This window comes from Serratia sp. JSRIV004 (assembly GCF_019968705.1).
Lineage (GTDB): Bacteria > Pseudomonadota > Gammaproteobacteria > Enterobacterales > Enterobacteriaceae > Chania > Chania fonticola_B.
In genome coordinates, this window is the sequence record NZ_CP074140.1 from 2,175,827 (window position 1) to 2,193,944 (window position 18,118).

Consider the following 18,118-nt stretch of genomic DNA (forward strand, 5'->3'; position numbering starts at 1 on the left):
TGATGGTCAGTTTGCTTGCTCTGGGCTGTCTGGCTGCGGCTTACGACATCTACCCGCCCGGTGGAAGGTTATCGCCAAAGCGATCTGGCTGGGAATTTCACGATTTGTTGATAGTTTCCCCCTGTAACATTGATGAATGTCATAATATCTTGTAGTGCTTTTCGGCAGAGTGTGGCGTCAATCGGCTGCTATCGGGCGATGAGCTGAAGTAAAATAATTAAATCGAGGAATAATAATGGAACTTCTGATTGGAGCCTTGGTAGCGGTGTTCGTTGGCCGTTACATCATCAAGGGCTATTCTGCCACTGGGGTGTTAATGGTTGGCGGCCTGGTGCTGCTGGCGGTGAGTGCCTTTATGGGCAAAAATCTGCTGCCCGCGAGTGCGACGTCGACCGGGTGGCGCGCCACCGATATTTTCGAATATGTCAAAATCCTGCTGATGAGCCGCGGTGGCGATCTCGGCATGATGATCATGATGCTGTGTGGCTTCGCCGCTTACATGACGCACATTGGCGCCAATGACGTGGTGGTCAAGCTGGCGTCCCGTCCATTGCAGATGATCAATTCCCCCTATTTACTGATGATTGCGGCCTACTTTGTTGCCTGCCTGATGTCACTGGCCGTCTCTTCGGCGACAGGGCTTGGCGTGCTATTGATGGCAACGCTGTTCCCGCTGATGGTTAACGTGGGGATCAGCCGCGGTGCGGCGGCAGCTATCTGTGCTTCTCCTGCAGCCATTATCCTTTCGCCTACTTCGGGTGATGTGGTGCTGGCCGCCAAGGCGGCCGAAATGCCGCTGGTGGATTTCGCCTTCAAAACCACGCTGCCGATCTCTATCGCTGCCATTATCTGTATGGCGATTGCCCACTTCTTCTGGCAACGCTATCTCGACCGTAAAGCCAACGAACAGCACCACATCATGGACGTGAGTGAAATCACTACCAATGCGCCCGGTTTTTACGCCATCTTGCCGTTTACCCCGATCCTGGGGGTACTGGTCTTTGATGGTAAATGGGGGCCGGAGCTGCACATCATTACCGTATTGGTGATTTGTATGTTCATGGCTGCGGTGATCGAGTTTATCCGCAGCTTCAACGCCAAAACGGTGTTCGCCGGTTTAGAAGTGGCTTACCGTGGCATGGCCGATGCGTTTGCCAGCGTGGTGATGCTGTTGGTGGCAGCTGGGGTGTTTGCCCAAGGCTTGAGCACCGTTGGCTTCATCAGCGGCTTGATCAGCCTGGCACAGTCGTTTGGTACCGGCGGTATCATCATGATGTTGGTGCTGGTGGTGATCACCATGCTGGCGGCGATGACGACCGGCTCTGGTAATGCGCCGTTCTATGCGTTTGTTGAGCTGATCCCGAAACTGGCGGCACAGATGGGGGTTAACCCGGCTTACCTGGTGATCCCGATGCTGCAAGCTTCCAACCTGGGCCGTACGCTCTCGCCGGTTTCTGGCGTAGTGGTAGCGGTTTCTGGTATGGCAAAAATCTCACCGTTCGAAGTAGTGAAACGTACCTCGGTACCGGTGATTGTCGGGCTGGTGGTGGTGATTGTGGCGACGGAGTTGCTGGTGCCAGTGCACCTGTAAGCTATGTAGGCATGCTGTGCCCGTTTGACATCAATGCTGGGCACCTCAAGTGGGTGCCCAGTAAAGATTTACTCTTCGTCCTCTTCGTTAGGTGTCACTAACGGCGTGATCTTCACCTTCACGATGCGGTGGCTACTGATTTCCAACGGTTCAAACAGATAGTCGCCAATCTTCAGTTGCTCACCTTCGCGTGGAATGCGCTGGCAATGCTCCATCAGCAAGCCTGCCAAGGTATGATATTCCCGCTTTTCTTCTATCGGCAGTGGCACATACAGCACCAGATCTTCCAGCGGCATATGGCCATTGGCAATCCAGCAACCTTCGCTGGTTTGCTGGATATCATGGCGTGCATCCACCTCTTCATCGGCCTCAGGCAGATTACCGGCGATGGTTTCCATCACGTCGGTTAACGTCACCACCCCTTCGACCGAACCAAACTCATCCACCACAAACGCAAAGTGGGTTTTGGCCTGGCGGAACTGCTCCAACGCAGACAGCAGCGTTAACTGTTCCGGGAAGATCAGCGGCTGGCGCACCAAGGCCCGCAGATCCAGCGGTGATTGCTGCAACTGTTGTTTCAGCACATCAATGGTGTGGATCACCCCTAATGGCTCATCGCTGGCGCTATTTTCGGTTACCACGATGCGCGTATGCTGGTTTTTCTCCAACAGCTGCGTCAATTTATCCAGCGGGCCGTTAAGCCCAAGGTATTCCACATCGTGCCGCGAAGTCATGATACTGCTGACGGTACGCTGTGCCATGCCCAGCACCCGCTCGATCATATGGCGTTCCTGCTGGTTGAAGATTTCACCATTCTCGTTATAGCTGTCTGCCAGCAGATGTGCCGAATGGCTGTCGATCTCGGCCTCTTCATGCTTGCCGCTTAACATGCGCAATACGGCTTCTGCGGTACGCTCACGCAAAGGCCGCACCTTGGAAAGGAAACGGCGGCGGTTAAACTGGGCAAACTGGTTCAAGGCTTCGATCATCACCGAGAAACCGATCGCTGCGTAGAGATAGCCCTTCGGAATCGCATAGCCAAAGCCTTCGGCCACCAGGCTGAAACCAATCATCAGCAAGAAGCTGAGACACAGAATAACAATGGTGGGATGAGCATTCACAAAGCGCGTGAGCGGTTTGCTGGCCAGCAACATCAAACCAATGGCGATACACACCGCGATCATCATCACGGCCAAATGATCGACCATCCCGACTGCGGTGATCACCGAATCCAGCGAGAAGACGGCATCCAGTACCACAATCTGCGCGACCACTGGCCAGAAACGCGCACCTTTGCGTGTCCCATGGTGTTCCTCGTCTTTACCCTCCAGCCGCTCGTTCAGCTCCATAGTAGCTTTAAACAGCAGGAAGATACCCCCGACCAGCATTATCAGGTCGCGGCCACTGAAAGCGTGCCCCATGGCCACAAACAGCGGTTTGGTCAGGGTGGCTAGCCAGGATATCGAGGCCAGCAGCAACAGGCGCATCACCAGCGCCAGTAAAAGACCGACAATGCGGGCTTTATCACGTTGTTTCTTAGGTAATTTCTCCGCCAAAATGGCGATAAAGATCAGGTTGTCAATGCCCAGTACGATTTCCAGTACAACCAGGGTGGCCAAGCCGGCCCAAATTGTTGGATCTGCGATCCATTCCATACGCCTAATTTCACCTTTTAGTTCGACGGCTTATGCCGCTTTGAGAATGATGGACGCTGAGGGAGGGGATTTCAACACTAAATCCGCACGAGGTGCGGGTAATCTATGCCAGTAGAATAATTAAACAGCGTCAGGATCTGGTCAATAAGGGGGCTGATAGCAGAAAACAGGGAACAAATAGCTGCTTATAAATCCTGCACTTAGATAATTATCTTTATAATCAATTTGTTGTAAATTAGCTAAACGAGTAAAATCTTAAAAATCGAGTATCCCTAGTAGTCTTATTCTGAAAAGGTCTTAATGCAGCCACTAAGACTTGTTTCACCGGGTCAATAGTATAAGAATCTTAGCATCCTATAAATGATAGCAAGACTGACCACTTGGCCAGGAAGGCATAGCCTTTTCCCTATTCTGCGACTTGCCTCTCATTAAATTCTGAACAGAACCTCAGGTTCATCTACGAGCGTGGAGTCGGCTGCACGCTCGTCAGTTCAAACATTGTCTACAGTGCATTGGTAGCTGCAAGCCAAGGGCGGTAGCGTGCCTAAAACGTCACTTTAATATTTTAATTAATTGATTTCTATAGTTAAAAATTCATTTGAACGTAAGGCTCTACCACTTATCCTGGCTCTGTTACACTTACTTGTTATTTGTCGGTGGAAGAAATTTATGCAAAAAAGATTGAAGGCCGTTATCCCAGTAGCAGGTTTGGGCACCCGTATGCTGCCTGCAACCAAGGCGATCCCTAAAGAAATGCTGCCTGTGGTCGATAAGCCATTGATTCAGTACATCGTGAGTGAATGCGTTGCGGCGGGTATCAAGGATATCGTACTGGTCACGCACTCATCGAAAAACGCGATCGAAAACCACTTCGATACCTCCTTTGAGCTGGAAGCGACGTTGGAAGCTCGGGTAAAACGCCAACTGCTTGCCGAAGTTCAAAGTATCTGCCCGCCAGATGTAACGGTGATGCAGGTACGTCAAGGGCAAGCCAAAGGGCTGGGTCACGCGGTGTTATGTGCTCAACCAATGATTGGGGATAACCCATTTGTGGTGCTCTTGCCAGACGTGTTATTGGATGACTCTACTGCCGATCTGCAGAAAGAAAACCTGGCCAAAATGATCCAGCGTTTTGAGCAAACCGGCTTTAGCCAGATTATGGTTGAGCCAGTACCGGAAGAGGACGTTTCCAAATACGGTGTGGTCGATTGCGGCGGCGTGGCGTTAGCCGCTGGTGCAAGTACGCCAATGACTGCGGTGGTAGAGAAGCCTGCACGGGAAGATGCACCTTCTAACCTGGCCGTAGTAGGGCGCTATGTTCTCTCTGCCGATATCTGGCCATTGTTAGAGAAAACTCCCCCGGGTGCTGGTGATGAAATCCAACTGACCGACGCTATTGCCATGTTGATGGAGCAGGAAACGGTAGAAGCTTTCCATATGAGCGGAAAATCCCACGACTGCGGTGACAAACTGGGCTATATGAAGGCGTTTGTCCAGTATGCCCTGCGCCACCCTTCCGAAGGCGAAAACTTCACCCAGTGGATGAAACAGACCCTGAACAGCAAGTAATTGCCTGAGCCGGTTAGCACGACCACGAGATTTTAAGAGGAACACCATGTCGATGAAGTTGAAAGCCGTCATTCCTGTTGCTGGTCTGGGTATGCGCATGTTGCCTGCGACCAAGGCGATCCCGAAAGAGATGCTGCCGATCGTTGATAAGCCGTTGATCCAATATATCGTCAACGAATGCGTGGCTGCCGGGATCAAGGAAATCATTCTGGTTACCCACTCCTCCAAGAACGCGATCGAAAACCATTTCGATACGTCTTATGAGCTTGAGGCGATGCTTGAAGCGCGCGTGAAGCGTCAGCTGCTGGATGAAGTTAAATCCATCACGCCGAAGGGCGTAACCCTGATGCACATCCGCCAAGGGCAACCGAAAGGATTGGGGCATGCGGTACTGTGTGCCAAACCACTGGTAGGTGATTCACCTTTCGTGGTGGTGCTGCCGGACGTGCTGCTGGATGACGCCAAGGCGGATATGCACAAAGACAACCTGGCGCATATGATTGCCCGCTTCGAAGAGAATGGGCTGAGCCAGGTACTGGTGCAGCCTGCGGATGAAAACGTGCTGTATGACTACTCGGTGGCAGAATGTGAGACCACGACCCTGCAACCAGGGGAGAGCTCACGCATGACGTCGATCATTGAGAAGCCAAGCCGTGAAGTGAAACTGAAATCCAATTATTCTGCTGTTGGCCGTTATGTGCTCTCTGCCGACATCTGGCCGATTTTGGAAAAAACACAGCCAGGCGCCTGGGGCCGAATTCAACTGACCGATGCGATTGCTGACCTGATGAAACAACAGACGGTAGAAGCGATGGAACTGGTAGGGGAATCGTTTAACTGCGGTGAAAAACTAGGCTATCTCCAAGCCTTTGTGACCTATGGCTTACGCCACCCCACGCAGGGCGAAGCCTTCCGCGAATGGGCCGAGCAGCTAAAACTGTAGTAATTTGTACTGAAAAAGAGCGGAAAAATCTTTATAGTTAGAGGCCTGCGGAAATCTCAGCGGGCCTTTTGACTTGCCCGCGTTCGTTCGCACATGAAAACACTCCTGGTGCATGCGCCAGTCACTACGAGTTTGAGAGACATCTTAGCAAACCCAGACTCAACGTTTGCTCAATGAGTGCTTTCATGCATGTATCGCAGGACTGCCGTACATAGCGCAAACAAAAAATTTTGCTAAGCACCACCCCAAGCGGCCATGGTTGGCCAGGTGTTTAGCGTTGCAAGTTTACTTACTTTGAAAGTGATGAAAATTCGATGGCAAAGAAACAATGGAAGCTGATACCGCTCCTGGTATCAATCAGTGTGATCAGCGGTTGTACCGTGGTCCCTGGTACCCACCTCTCTACCAGCGGTAAAAACGTTGTTAAGCAGGAAGACAGCGATTTTAACCTGAATAAGCTGGTCAATATCTACCCGATGACGCCGAGCCTGGTTGAGAAAATGCGACCAAAACCGGTCATCGCGCAAACCAACCCAGCCTTGGAACGTGATCTGCAGAGCTATGAGTACCGTATCGGTGTGGGCGACGTGCTGATGGTGACTGTTTGGGATCATCCGGAGTTGACTACTCCGGCAGGCCAATACCGTAGTGCTAGTGACACAGGCAACTGGGTAAATGCTGATGGCACCATCTTCTATCCTTATATTGGTAAGATTAAGGTGGTTGGTAAAACCATGGCCCAGATTCGTACTGAGATCGCTAGCCGTTTGGCACAATATATTGAGAGCCCACAGGTGGATGTGAGTATTGCCGCATTCCGTTCGCAAAAAGTCTATGTAACTGGTGAAGTTACTAAATCGGGTCAGCAGCCGATTACTAACGTGCCACTGACTGTAATGGATGCAATAAATGCTGCGGGGGGACTATCTGACAATGCGGATTGGCGTAATGTAGTGCTAACGCATAATGGCAAAGAGCAGCGTATTTCTCTTCAGGCCTTGATGCAAAAGGGCGACCTGATGCAAAACCATCTGCTTTATCCTGGCGACATTCTCTACATTCCTCGCAACGATGACCTAAAAGTATTCGTGATGGGAGAGGTGAAGAAACAGGCTACTCTGAAGATGGACCGAAGTGGTATGACATTAACTGAGGCTCTGGGAAATGCCGATGGTATAGACCAGGCAATGTCTGATGCGACTGGGGTGTTTGTTATTCGGCCACTACGCGGGGCTGAAGGAAACAAAATAGCTAATATTTACCAACTGAACGCGGCAGATGCCTCCGCATTAGTCATGGGAACTGAGTTCCAGCTAAAGCCTTATGACATCGTCTACGTGACAACTGCGCCTGTTGTACGTTGGAACCGAGTTATCAGTCAGCTAGTACCGACGATCACCGGCGTGCACGATATGACAGAAACTGTACGTTTCATCAATCAGTGGAATTAATATATGTTTAATTCGATTTTGGTTGTTTGCGTAGGAAATATCTGCCGCTCTCCAACTGGAGAGCGTTTGTTAAAACAGGCGCTACCTGAGAAAAATATTTGCTCCGCCGGTTTAGGAGCATTGGTTGGTAAACCTGCGGAAAAGACTGCATTAGAAATAGCAAAACAACATGGTTTAAATCTAGAAGGGCACCAAGCTCAGCAACTCACTTCAGCGATGTGCAGAGATTACGATCTTATTCTTGTTATGGAAAAAGCTCATATTGAGGCTGTCTGTCGCCTATCTCCTGAGGTTCGGGGGAAAACAATGTTATATGGCCATTGGCTAAATCAGAGTGAGATCGGTGATCCGTACCGCCAAAGCCGTGAGGCTTTTGAATTTGTATATAATCAGCTTAATGCTTCCACCCAAAAATGGGTAGAAGCATTAAGACGCTAAGAATTTCAGGATCTATAATGTCAGATAAAAATCGAGCAAATAGTTCAAATAATGTTACCTCAGAGGCAATTGATATAGGGCGTATCATTGGCGAATTAATTGATAATCGTTGGTTAATTATTGGTGTAACAGCATCATTCTTGACGCTTGGTGTCCTGTATAGTTTATTCTCAACACCTATATATCGTGCAGATGCTATTGTACAAGTGGAACAGAATGTTGGTAATTCGCTATTAAGTAACATTAGTCAGATTTTGCCAAATAGTCAGCCAGAAGCTGCTCCTGAAATTGAAATACTAAAATCTAGAATGATTTTAAGTAAGACTGTAAAAGATTTAGATTTAACGACAGTTGTTGAACAAAAATTTTTCCCTATATTTGGCAAGGGGCTTCATCGACTGACTGGCGAAAAAACAGAAAGCATATCAATAGATAAATTTAATATCCCACAAGTTCCTGTGGATAGTGATGACGAACCTTATGTTATTTTAAAAGTATTAGATAATTCAAATTTTGAAATAACTAAAGATGATGGTTCAACTATCGAAGGAACAGTAGGTAGATTTCTTAAGGATAAAGAATTTTCTATTCTAGTAAGCAACATTGATGCTGATGTTGGGTCGAAATTCAAAATATTAAAACGTTCTGAATTGAAATCTATAAACTTACTTCTTGAAAATTTCGAAGTTGCTGATAAAGGTAAAGATACGGGAGTATTAGGTTTGACATTGACAGGTGACAATCCTGTAATGATTCAACGGATATTAGACAATATTTCAAAAAATTATCTAGAGCAAAATATCGAAAGAAAGTCTGAAGAAGATGCTAGAAGTTTAGGGTTTTTAAAAGAACAACTCCCGCTAGTCCGAAATTCTCTTGACTTATCTGAGAGCAAATTAAATCAATATAGACAAAAAAATGATTCGGTTGATCTATCCTTAGAAGCAAAGTCTGTGCTCGATTCAATTGTGTCAGTAGATACTCAGTTAAATGAACTTACATTTAAAGAAGCTGAGATATCTAAGCTTTACACAAAGGAGCATCCATCATATCGAGCATTACTTGAAAAAAGGAAAACTCTTGAAGAGGAAAGAGAAAAGTTTAATAAACGAGTTAGTGCTATGCCGAAGACTCAGCAAGAGATATTACGGTTGAGTCGAGATGTGCAATCAGGCCAGGAGATTTATATGCAACTCTTGAGTAAAGAGCAAGAGTTGAGCATCTCTAAAGCGAGTACTATTGGAAATGTTAGGATTATAGATCCGGCAGTCACGCAAACTAAACCTGTCCAACCTAAGAAGATAATAGTACTAATATTTAGTATTATTTTAGGCGGTATTGTATCGATTGGCTATACGCTTCTACGTTCAATATTACATAAGGGCATTGAACGACCTGAACAACTAGAAGAATTAGGGATAAGTGTTTATGCGAGTGTGCCTCTCTCAGAATGGCAACGTAAGAAAGATTTGGATTTTTCATCTAAAAATAAAGGGAAAAAAGTTAATGCCGATGCTAATGTTCTCTTAGCATTTGGTAATCCAACTGACTTGGCAATTGAAGCAATACGTAGCCTTCGCACTAGTTTACACTTTGCAATGATGGAGGCAACGAATAACGTATTAATGATCTCAGGTGCTAGCCCTGGTATCGGTAAAACATTTATAAGTGCAAACTTGGCTGCTGTAGTAGCACAAGCAGGCCAAAGAGTATTATTTATTGATAGTGATATGCGCAAAGGTTATGCACATGAATTGATGGGACTTGATAGCAAAAATGGTTTATCAGAGGTGTTATCAGGTAGAAATAATGTTTCTGAATCGGTACAAACAACGACACATGTAGGATTAGACTTTTTAGCTAGAGGACAAATCCCTCCAAATCCTTCTGAACTATTAATGCATAATCGGTTTGGTGAGATTCTTTCATGGGCAAGTTCAAATTACGATCTCGTGCTAGTAGATACACCTCCAATATTAGCCGTCACCGATGCTGCTATTATTGGTAAAAAGGCAGGTACATCTTTAATGGTAGCAAGATTTGAATTAAATAGTCCAAAAGAAGTAGAAATGAGTGTTAAACGATTTGAACAGAATGGAGTTGAAATAAAAGGTGTAATACTCAACGCGGTTATAAAAAGAGCATCTAACTATTATAACTATGGCTATGATTATTACGACTATAGCTATAATAACGACAAAAAATAAAAACAAACCCCATTTCTTATATTTGAAGATTTGGGGTTTTAAATAAAATCCGTGTTACATGGTATTTGCAGGAAAAATAGATGACAGAAATTGTTGTATATACCGCTTTATTTGGTGGGTATGATAAACTTATTGAACCAAAAGATAAATTCTCAGGATGTAAATTTATTTGCTTTACTGATGATGACAAACTTGAGTCAAAGTTTTGGGAGATTATATATATAGAGAAAACGGATTTAAGCAATCATATGATGAATAGGAAAATAAAGTTATTCCCTCACTTATATTTCCCAAATTACAAATACAGTCTCTATGTAGATAGTAATATTGAAATCTTGGGTAACCCTAGAGATTTGGTTTGTGAATATAAAAATAAAGGTGAATATATTTACCTGCCTAAACATATGGAGAGGGATTGTATTTATAGAGAAGCAAAAGAATGCGTGAGAGTCAAAAAGGAAACAGCAGATAAAGTTGATCAAGTAGTAAAAAAATATAGGGAGGATGGGTATCCAGAGCACAATGGCTTATTTGAGAATAATATTATTCTTCGCCAACATCATGAAAAGAAAGTTATTGAACTAATGGAAATGTGGTGGCGCTGTATGAATGAATATTCGCAACGAGATCAGCTAAGTTTATGTTATTCAGCATGGTGTAAAAAAGTAGATATTGGAACCTTAAAAGAAGGTTCCAAAAATAGAAATGCGTATTTTAAAATTCGATTTCATACTAAAGAAAAAAGCCTATCTTTACCAAAACGCATAATTCTTTATGTGAATATGAATAAGCATAGAAGCTTTATTATGAAATCTATATCTTTATTGATTAGTAGTGTCTTTTATTTTAAAAAAAAACTATCTTAAAATTAAGTTTATCAATCTAAATTTGTTTTAGATACAATAGGTTGTTTTTATGATAATAAAAAATAACGTACAACGTCAGATAGCATCAGAGTCTAATGAATATAAAAGAGTACAACTGATAGTTTTATTTTTTATAGCGACAATATTGATTTGTATCGCAGGTTTTAGACCTGTTGGTTTAGACCCTGATTCAAAACAATATTCTGACCTGTTTATAAACTATGCAACAAATGGGGTGGTTGACTTTCCAGGAAAAGAAGCGGGTTTTTGGTTAATCGCATTTATAAGTGATACTATTTTTGGTGATAATGTACAAGCATTTCTTTTTCTATATGCTTTTATTGCCGTTAGCTTAAAAATTTATGCAATTTATAAAGTCTCTGATTTTCCTATCGTAAGTGTTATCCTATATATTGGCTTTTTCTTTGTTCTACATGAAATGACACAAATCAGAATTGGTTTAGCTATGGCTTTTGTGTTGCTATCTATAAATGATGTGTTGTCGAGACGACCAGCGCATTTCATAATGAAAATTATAATTGCGGTGTTTTTCCACTATTCAGCAGTTCTTTGTTTCATCCTTTATTTTTTGAACCCCAATAAAATAAATAAAACAAAAGTTATTTTGTTTTCGCTTCTTGGACTATTTGTATACATTATTGGGAATATTTCAAGCTCAGTAAATTCAATTGCAACTATAGCCTCATATTTACCTGAGTTTATTTCGTATAAACTAACCACTTACGTATCACTTCAAGATGATGGAAAGTTAGTTAAAGAGCTATTGATAACAAAAGTAGGCACATTAGTTTTTTATCTAATTATGTTCTTCTTGATATTTAATATAAAGCAGGGTAATGAAAATGAAGCTAAGAAAATAATTATTTGCAAGGTTATTTCTCTGCAGTTGTTTTTAGGGTTTATACTTGCTTTTAATGTTGAGTTTTCAAACAGAATATATTCTTTACTTGGAGCGGTGACATTCATTATTGCACCAACCCTAATAATTGATAATTTCAAACCGAAATGGGTCATATATATCTTGTTAATAATCTATGCAGCTAAGCAATTGTACAGTAGTTATAATGGGATTCTAACAGGATAAGATAAGTCAAGAGTGCAATTATGAATAAAATAGCTATATTACTGTCAAGTTACAATGGTGAAAAATTCATCGTTCAGCAAATAGAAAGCCTTTTAAACATGGACATTAGTGAGGCATTTCTGGATATATACATTCGTGATGATGGCTCTAAAGATAGAACAGTTGAACTGATTAAAAATATAAATACAGAAAACAACAAAGTAAAAATTATATTAAAAGAGGGGGGGAATTTAGGTGTTGTTAAAAGTTTCTTTAGTTTATTAAATGAATGTGACCATAATTATGATTACGTAGCATTTTGTGATCAAGATGACATATGGTTACCTAATAAAATTATTAATGCGCTGAATATTTTGGAAGAATATAATGCCATTCCAGCTATGCAATTCACTCGACTGGAAGTTGTTGACGAGAATTTGAACTATTTATTTCTGACTCATGAACCGAGCAAAAAAATAGAACTAGGTAACGCAATTGTAGAAAATATAGCCACAGGATGTACAGTTGTAATAAATAACTGTGCTTTGAGAAAGTTAAAAGAAAAAAAACCAAATACTGAGAACATTGTGATGCATGACTGGTGGGTATACCTAGTCATATCAGCAACTGGGAAAGTGTTATTCAACAATAATGCGGATATCAAGTATAGGCAACATTCTTCTAATGTAGAAGGAATGATGTCGGGTCTTCAAAAGATACTGAATAAATTTATAAAACTAAAGAGAAAGGATAAGTATCCTAGAATGTCCAAGCAATTAACGGAATTTATAGAATGTTATTCTGGTCAATTAAATTCTCAGCAGATAAGTCTTGTTAATGACTTTAAAAAATCATTATTAACACCATTTGGTGCTAAGGCTATTTACTATGTTATTACGTCAAAAGTTTACAGGCAGAAATTAAGCGATAACTGCTCACTGATATTTTCTATAATTTTCAAGAGGCTGTAAAATTGAATAAGAGTAAAATAGACCACGTTTTAGCCTTTTATCTACCACAATTCCATCCAATTAAAGAGAATAATGAGTGGTGGGGGAAAGGGTTCACGGAATGGACAAATGTCACTAAAAGTAAAAAAAGATTTGTCGGCCATCGACAACCACATTTACCAAGTGACTTAGGTTTCTATGATTTACGCTTATCTGAGTCAAGACTAGCACAGGCAGAGCTAGCAAGAGAATATGGTATAACAGGTTTTTGCTACTATCATTATTGGTTCAATGGCCAGCAACTCCTCGAGAAACCACTTGCTGATGTGATGGCTCTAAACGAACCTGATTTTCCATTTTGTGTGTGTTGGGCAAATGAAAATTGGACTCGAGCTTGGGATGGTTTAGACCGACAGGTGTTAATTAGACAAGATTATACTGAAAATGATGCTGATGAACATTTTAATACACTTGTTGGATTTTTTAAAGATAGGCGTTATATTAAGATAAATAACAAACCATTGTTTTTGATATATAGATATGACCATATTCCCGATGTTGAACAATACTTTAGGAAATGGCGTGGTTTAGCTAAAGAGCATGGACTTGAAGGACTATATATTTGTGCCGTAAAAAATGGATTTATAACTGCATCTGAAAATGAAATTATAGATTTGGGATTTGATGCTGTTATAGATTTTCAGCCGAACCGGAAGGATTTCCCAACCGAAGTAACGGGTAAGCAGAAATTAATTACTATAGCAAAAAAAATAATGCCTGATACATTATATCAATGGTTAAAGGTAAATGGAACTGCAACTAATAGAATTAGCTATAGTGGCATAGTTAAAGGTATAACTTCAAAAAACTGGAATAAGAGTGTCAGGTTCTTCCCTTGTGTATTTCCTAGTTGGGATAATTCAGCAAGAAGAAAAACACCAACAGTTATACAAAATGATCAACCAGAAACTTACCAAAATTGGCTTGAATATTCATTGGAGTCTGTTCAAGACTATCCTGATGGTGAAAAAATTGTTTTTATAAATGCGTGGAATGAATGGGCTGAAGGTTGTCATTTGGAACCAGATCAAGAAATGGGACATGCCTTTTTAAGTGCAACACAAGCGGCCATAAAAAAATATAAATAGGCAAAGTTATGAATGTAGCTATAATTATACCAACTAGGAATGGTGGGGATTTGTGGGCAAGTGCAGTACAAAGTCTCTCAAAGCAAAATGATTATATAAGCAATGTAATAGTGATTGATAGTAATTCGACAGACGAAACTCTCAAAACTGCTTGTAAAGTTACTAGCAACATTATCAAAATAGACGAAAAAGAATTTAACCATGGCGGAACTAGGAATTTAGGTTGTTTTTTATTGGATGATAATGTAGATGTTGTCATATTTTTAACACAAGATGCAGTATTGGCATCTCCAGAATCACTCCAGAGAATTGTAGAGCCATTTATTGATAAGAGTGTTGCGGCTGCATTTGGTAGACAGTTACCGCATGAAAATGCCACAGCTATTGCAGAACATGCCAGGATATTTAATTATCCAAAAAAATCCTATGTAAGTTCACTAGAAAGTAGACAGAAGATGGGCATTAAAACTGTCTTTATATCTAACTCATTCTCCGCCTATCGACTGTCAATTTTTAAAGAGTTGGGTTGTTTTCCTGATAATACGATTCTCTGCGAGGATATGTATTTTGCAGCAAAAGCTGTTACAAAAGGATATAAAATAGCTTACGCTTCTGATGCAACTGTATTCCATTCTCATAATTACACACCAATTGAAGAGTTTAGACGCTATTTTGATATTGGTGTTTTTCATGATAACGAACCTTGGATTAAACAATCTTTTGGTGGTGCAAGGGGGGAAGGCAAGAAATTTATCATTTCAGAGCTAAAATACCTCTTAAAAAATAAACCTAGCTTGGTCCCGGTTGCATTGGTAAATAATGCAATGAAATTTATAGGATATAAGCTTGGAGGATATTATGCGGTTATTCCAGTACCTATGAGAGTGAAGTTAAGCATGCACAAAAATTTCTGGAGAAATTCAATACGATGAATAACTGCACATTAAGTATTAGGGGGGGCTTATGAGTGCCCTAAGTTACTCAAAACGAACCAATTTAATTAAGGTGTTTCTTGCATCTTCAGACTTCGTTTTCTTTTCGGTATCACTGTTTTTATCAATATACATAATTAGTGTGTTAGGCTTTAATGTAAATGAATTCATTCCCAAAACAGAGATGCCTGCTAGATTAATTTCACATACTATTCTTGCTGTGTTAGCTATTGTTTGGTTTTGGGTGAGGTTACGACACTATAGTTATAGAAAACCATTTTGGTTCGAACTTAAAGAAATAATCCGAACGATTGTTATTTTTTCCATGTTAGATCTTGCTTTGGTGGCTTTTTCAAAATGGCATTTTTCAAGATCTATATGGGTAATAACATGGATACTTACCCTCATTCTTGTACCTTTAGGTAGAACGCTAACCAAGCGGTTTCTAGATAAGTTATGTATGTGGAAAAAGCATACGATAATAATAGGTGCAAATAAGAATGCTCGGGACGCATTTGCTGCCTTACAGAGCGAGAAAGAATTAGGGTTTGCTATTTGTGGTTTCTTTTCTACTAGAATAATTCAGGAAAAAAATATTTTCGGCGTCCCCGTGTTTGTTGATGAGAGGAAATTATGGGAGAATTGTGACCCTCAAACAACTCAGTTTATTGTTGCTTTAGAATTTGGTGAGGAGCTTTTAAGGGACGAGTGGCTTAAAAAGCTTGCTAAGCACAATTGTCGTTCAGTATCAGTAATTCCCACGTTACGAGGTGTTCCACTTTATGGTACAGATATGTCTTTTATCTTTAGCCATGAAGTTATGATTCTTCGTGTAAGTAATAATTTGGCAAAGAGAACATCTAGATTTGTAAAGCGTGCATTCGACTTATTTGGTGCTTGTTGCATTGTAACATTACTATCACCTGTATTTTTTATACTTATTTATTTAGTTTCAAAGGATGGTGGTAGCGCAATTTATGGACATGAAAGAATAGGAATGGATGGCAAAAAATTCAAATGCTTAAAATTTAGATCGATGATTGTTAACTCGCAAGAAGTGTTGAATAATTTACTTGCAAACGATGAAAATGCAAAAGCTGAATGGGATAAAGACTTCAAATTAAAGAATGACCCTAGAATTACTCGAATTGGAAGATTTATTCGCAAAACAAGTTTGGATGAATTACCTCAACTATTTAATGTACTAAAGGGTGAAATGAGTTTGGTAGGCCCTCGCCCTGTTATTGAACAAGAGCTTGAACGATATGCAGGGGATGTTGATTATTATTTGATGGCAAAACCAGGGATGACTGGTTTGTGGCAAGTAAGTGGTCGGAATGATGTTGACTATGATACTCGAGTTTATTTTGATGCGTGGTATGTCAAAAATTGGTCATTGTGGAATGATATCGCGATACTTTTTAAAACAATTAATGTAGTTTTGAAGCGCGATGGTGCATATTGATATAATATTGTTAATGTTTTTTGGTTTTTATCGTTGTATTATTGATAAATAATTTCTTATTTATGAATACGTTGCTCTTTCATATATAAAGGAGAGTCATAATACTATCCTGCGGAGGTGTGCATTGAAAAGACGCGATTTCATAAAATCTACAACACTATCATTTATTAGTGTTGGGACCGTGAACAGTATGGAAAATGCTAATGCAGAAGTAGTGGGGAGGAAAAATAACGCAATTAAAGAAGGTGCTAAAATAGTAACAAAAGATGGTTATGTAAATAATCCTTATATAATAACCGGTCGAACTAACATTAAAAACCCTAGATGGAATGCTCCAATACTTAACGCGAGTGATCCTAAGGCTGCTACTGATAATGCTAAAGCTATAAATATGATGTTGCAAAGCGGCAATAGACACGTGGAGCTGGATGATATTAGTCGATATGTAAATTCTACAATTATTGTTAGAAATAGTGTTACGGTCGTTGGACCAGGTCGTTCTGTACCGGCATTAATATGGAATGGTGGAGATTATCCTATTATCGCTCGTTCCGGATATTTTGATAAAAATTCAGATGGCTTATCTGATATTAGGTTAATAGATTTGCGAATAACAGATCTTGCTACCAACCGTTCCGATTTTTACTCAATAGATTTTACGAATGGTAATAGCTGTGGTCTAGAGCGATGTTGGTTAGATGGACGAAAAGGTGGAGGGCCTGACGATAAGTTTGGAGTAGCGTTGGGACGAGCTATAGGAAGTGTTAATAGAAAAGCAAAAACATTTGTTACTTATGTTAAGGATAGCAGGCTATCATCTTCTACATTAGTTATTAACTCAACAGATTATTATATATCTGGATCTGAGTTATGGGGTAATAACCGTAATCATGCTGTACAATTAGGTGGTGGAGGCAGTATTTCTGGCGGTACACAGATAGTGCCAGGTGCTACTAGTGGTATCTTCATTTTTAATGAATCAGGTAATGATATTGATACATTGAAAATAATTGGCGTTTATTTCGATGGTTCTACAGATGTGAATTTATTTACTGGTTGGGGGATTTTATCCAATAATAATATTGGATTGAAAAGTGCAGAGATTCTTGGGTGTGACTTTTGGCATTTAAACAAGGGAGGCATAAAACTTGATAAACTCTATTCCTCTACTATTATGTCAAACTTTCGGGATTGTGATTCAGATGATACAGGGGAGGATGATATTGTTGTTTCAGATATTTATGGTTCGTATATAAATAATAGACACTTTCGATCTTTACCTCCTAAATCTAATCAAGTGAGAAGAAATCTTGGAAGGCCATACTCTTTAGTTGGGAATAAAAATAGAGTAATTACATCTGTCGGTGGGCAAGTAAGTTTTCCTGATGAATATATTGATGGTTGCCTTCGAGGGAAAAATGGCTTTGATATTATTGGTGGAAGTTCAAGGACAAACTTGGAATACGATATTTACCCTATTGCGGAAGACTTTTCCGGAAGGGTATTAAATATCAAAGGAAGGCCGGTTTTTAGTTCTAGTTCTAGGTTTACTGATCTGAGTCATGACGGAATTGAGTTACTAGGTAGTGAGGATTTGGATAATCTGATTGAGTCACGAAAATACTTGATTAATAATATATCCAGCTTTAAAAATATTCCTGATTTTTCTGGTTCATGTATGTTGCAAGTTACCTACATCAAACAATTTTGTAGTATACAGCAATTAATTGAATTAAATACAGGTCGAACAACTCTAAGAGTATTAGATGTAAATAAATGGGGAGAGTGGAAGATTGTTGCAAGCTAGGTGCGACAATTT

14 protein-coding genes are annotated in these 18,118 nt (G+C 40.9%); 13 read left to right on the plus strand and 1 reads right to left on the minus strand.

The window, feature by feature from the left end; all coding sequences use genetic code 11:
* Nucleotides 1–232: 232 nt before the first annotated feature.
* Nucleotides 233–1,591: an anaerobic C4-dicarboxylate transporter DcuC gene (gene dcuC, locus KGP21_RS10445; RefSeq protein WP_094982915.1), complete on the plus strand. Its 1,359-nt coding sequence runs from the start codon at nt 233–235 to the stop codon at nt 1,589–1,591.
* 68 nt (nt 1,592–1,659) lie between these two features.
* Here the strand turns inward: dcuC and KGP21_RS10450 are convergent, their stop codons facing one another.
* Nucleotides 1,660–3,246 (minus strand): TerC family protein, encoded by a 1,587-nt coding sequence (locus tag KGP21_RS10450; protein WP_071680823.1) that lies wholly within the window; start codon nt 3,244–3,246, stop codon nt 1,660–1,662.
* 669 nt (nt 3,247–3,915) lie between these two features.
* Here KGP21_RS10450 and galU (KGP21_RS10455) point away from each other — a divergent pair.
* The 12 genes from galU (KGP21_RS10455) to KGP21_RS10510 all read left to right on the plus strand — a co-directional run bounded on the left by galU (KGP21_RS10455) (nt 3,916) and on the right by KGP21_RS10510 (nt 18,106).
* The gene (galU, locus tag KGP21_RS10455; protein WP_021180603.1) at nt 3,916–4,815 is read left to right on the plus strand and encodes a UTP--glucose-1-phosphate uridylyltransferase GalU; all 900 of its coding nucleotides are present in this window, start codon (nt 3,916–3,918) and stop codon (nt 4,813–4,815) included.
* Between the two features lie 46 nt (nt 4,816–4,861).
* Nucleotides 4,862–5,758 (plus strand): UTP--glucose-1-phosphate uridylyltransferase GalU, encoded by an 897-nt coding sequence (galU, locus tag KGP21_RS10460; RefSeq protein ID WP_021805038.1) that lies wholly within the window; start codon nt 4,862–4,864, stop codon nt 5,756–5,758.
* Between the two features lie 314 nt (nt 5,759–6,072).
* On the plus strand, nt 6,073–7,209 hold the full coding sequence (locus tag KGP21_RS10465) for a polysaccharide export protein (protein ID WP_209522355.1): 1,137 nt from the start codon (nt 6,073–6,075) through the stop codon (nt 7,207–7,209).
* Nucleotides 7,210–7,212: 3 nt separating this feature from the next.
* Nucleotides 7,213–7,647 (plus strand): protein tyrosine phosphatase, encoded by a 435-nt coding sequence (locus KGP21_RS10470; RefSeq protein WP_223538054.1) that lies wholly within the window; start codon nt 7,213–7,215, stop codon nt 7,645–7,647.
* A 17-nt stretch (nt 7,648–7,664) separates the two neighbouring features.
* A complete protein-coding gene (wzc, locus tag KGP21_RS10475; RefSeq protein ID WP_115159864.1) occupies nt 7,665–9,854 on the plus strand; it encodes a tyrosine-protein kinase Wzc in 2,190 nt (729 codons plus the stop codon).
* An 80-nt stretch (nt 9,855–9,934) separates the two neighbouring features.
* Nucleotides 9,935–10,720, plus strand: coding sequence for a glycosyltransferase domain-containing protein (locus KGP21_RS10480; RefSeq protein ID WP_223538056.1), 786 nt, complete (start codon nt 9,935–9,937; stop codon nt 10,718–10,720).
* 49 nt (nt 10,721–10,769) lie between these two features.
* The gene (locus tag KGP21_RS10485; protein ID WP_223538058.1) at nt 10,770–11,825 is read left to right on the plus strand and encodes an EpsG family protein; all 1,056 of its coding nucleotides are present in this window, start codon (nt 10,770–10,772) and stop codon (nt 11,823–11,825) included.
* A gap of 20 nt (nt 11,826–11,845) precedes the next feature.
* On the plus strand, nt 11,846–12,775 hold the full coding sequence (locus KGP21_RS10490) for a glycosyltransferase family 2 protein (protein WP_223538059.1): 930 nt from the start codon (nt 11,846–11,848) through the stop codon (nt 12,773–12,775).
* A 2-nt stretch (nt 12,776–12,777) separates the two neighbouring features.
* Nucleotides 12,778–13,902 carry a glycoside hydrolase family 99-like domain-containing protein gene (locus tag KGP21_RS10495; RefSeq protein ID WP_220182516.1) on the plus strand — a complete coding sequence of 375 codons (1,125 nt, stop codon included), beginning with the start codon at nt 12,778–12,780 and terminating at the stop codon, nt 13,900–13,902.
* Nucleotides 13,903–13,910: 8 nt separating this feature from the next.
* On the plus strand, nt 13,911–14,834 hold the full coding sequence (locus KGP21_RS10500; RefSeq protein ID WP_223538061.1) for a glycosyltransferase family 2 protein: 924 nt from the start codon (nt 13,911–13,913) through the stop codon (nt 14,832–14,834).
* Between the two features lie 31 nt (nt 14,835–14,865).
* Nucleotides 14,866–16,299 (plus strand): undecaprenyl-phosphate galactose phosphotransferase WbaP, encoded by a 1,434-nt coding sequence (gene wbaP, locus KGP21_RS10505; protein WP_223538063.1) that lies wholly within the window; start codon nt 14,866–14,868, stop codon nt 16,297–16,299.
* A 190-nt stretch (nt 16,300–16,489) separates the two neighbouring features.
* Complete coding sequence (locus tag KGP21_RS10510) at nt 16,490–18,106, plus strand: pyocin knob domain-containing protein (protein ID WP_223538065.1); 1,617 nt, start codon at nt 16,490–16,492, stop codon at nt 18,104–18,106.
* Nucleotides 18,107–18,118: the final 12 nt, after the last annotated feature.

Coding starts and splice junctions, on each gene's coding strand:
- KGP21_RS10490 (WP_223538059.1), top strand. CDS start 11,846: ATGAATAAAATAGCTATATTACTGTCAAGTTACAATGGTGAAAAATTC.
- KGP21_RS10470 (WP_223538054.1), top strand. CDS start 7,213: ATGTTTAATTCGATTTTGGTTGTTTGCGTAGGAAATATCTGCCGCTCT.
- KGP21_RS10465 (WP_209522355.1), top strand. CDS start 6,073: ATGGCAAAGAAACAATGGAAGCTGATACCGCTCCTGGTATCAATCAGT.
- KGP21_RS10485 (WP_223538058.1), top strand. CDS start 10,770: ATGATAATAAAAAATAACGTACAACGTCAGATAGCATCAGAGTCTAAT.
- KGP21_RS10480 (WP_223538056.1), top strand. CDS start 9,935: ATGACAGAAATTGTTGTATATACCGCTTTATTTGGTGGGTATGATAAA.
- KGP21_RS10450 (WP_071680823.1), bottom strand. CDS start 3,246: ATGGAATGGATCGCAGATCCAACAATTTGGGCCGGCTTGGCCACCCTG.
- KGP21_RS10500 (WP_223538061.1), top strand. CDS start 13,911: ATGAATGTAGCTATAATTATACCAACTAGGAATGGTGGGGATTTGTGG.
- KGP21_RS10510 (WP_223538065.1), top strand. CDS start 16,490: ATGGAAAATGCTAATGCAGAAGTAGTGGGGAGGAAAAATAACGCAATT.
- wbaP (WP_223538063.1), top strand. CDS start 14,866: ATGAGTGCCCTAAGTTACTCAAAACGAACCAATTTAATTAAGGTGTTT.
- wzc (WP_115159864.1), top strand. CDS start 7,665: ATGTCAGATAAAAATCGAGCAAATAGTTCAAATAATGTTACCTCAGAG.
- galU (WP_021805038.1), top strand. CDS start 4,862: ATGTCGATGAAGTTGAAAGCCGTCATTCCTGTTGCTGGTCTGGGTATG.
- galU (WP_021180603.1), top strand. CDS start 3,916: ATGCAAAAAAGATTGAAGGCCGTTATCCCAGTAGCAGGTTTGGGCACC.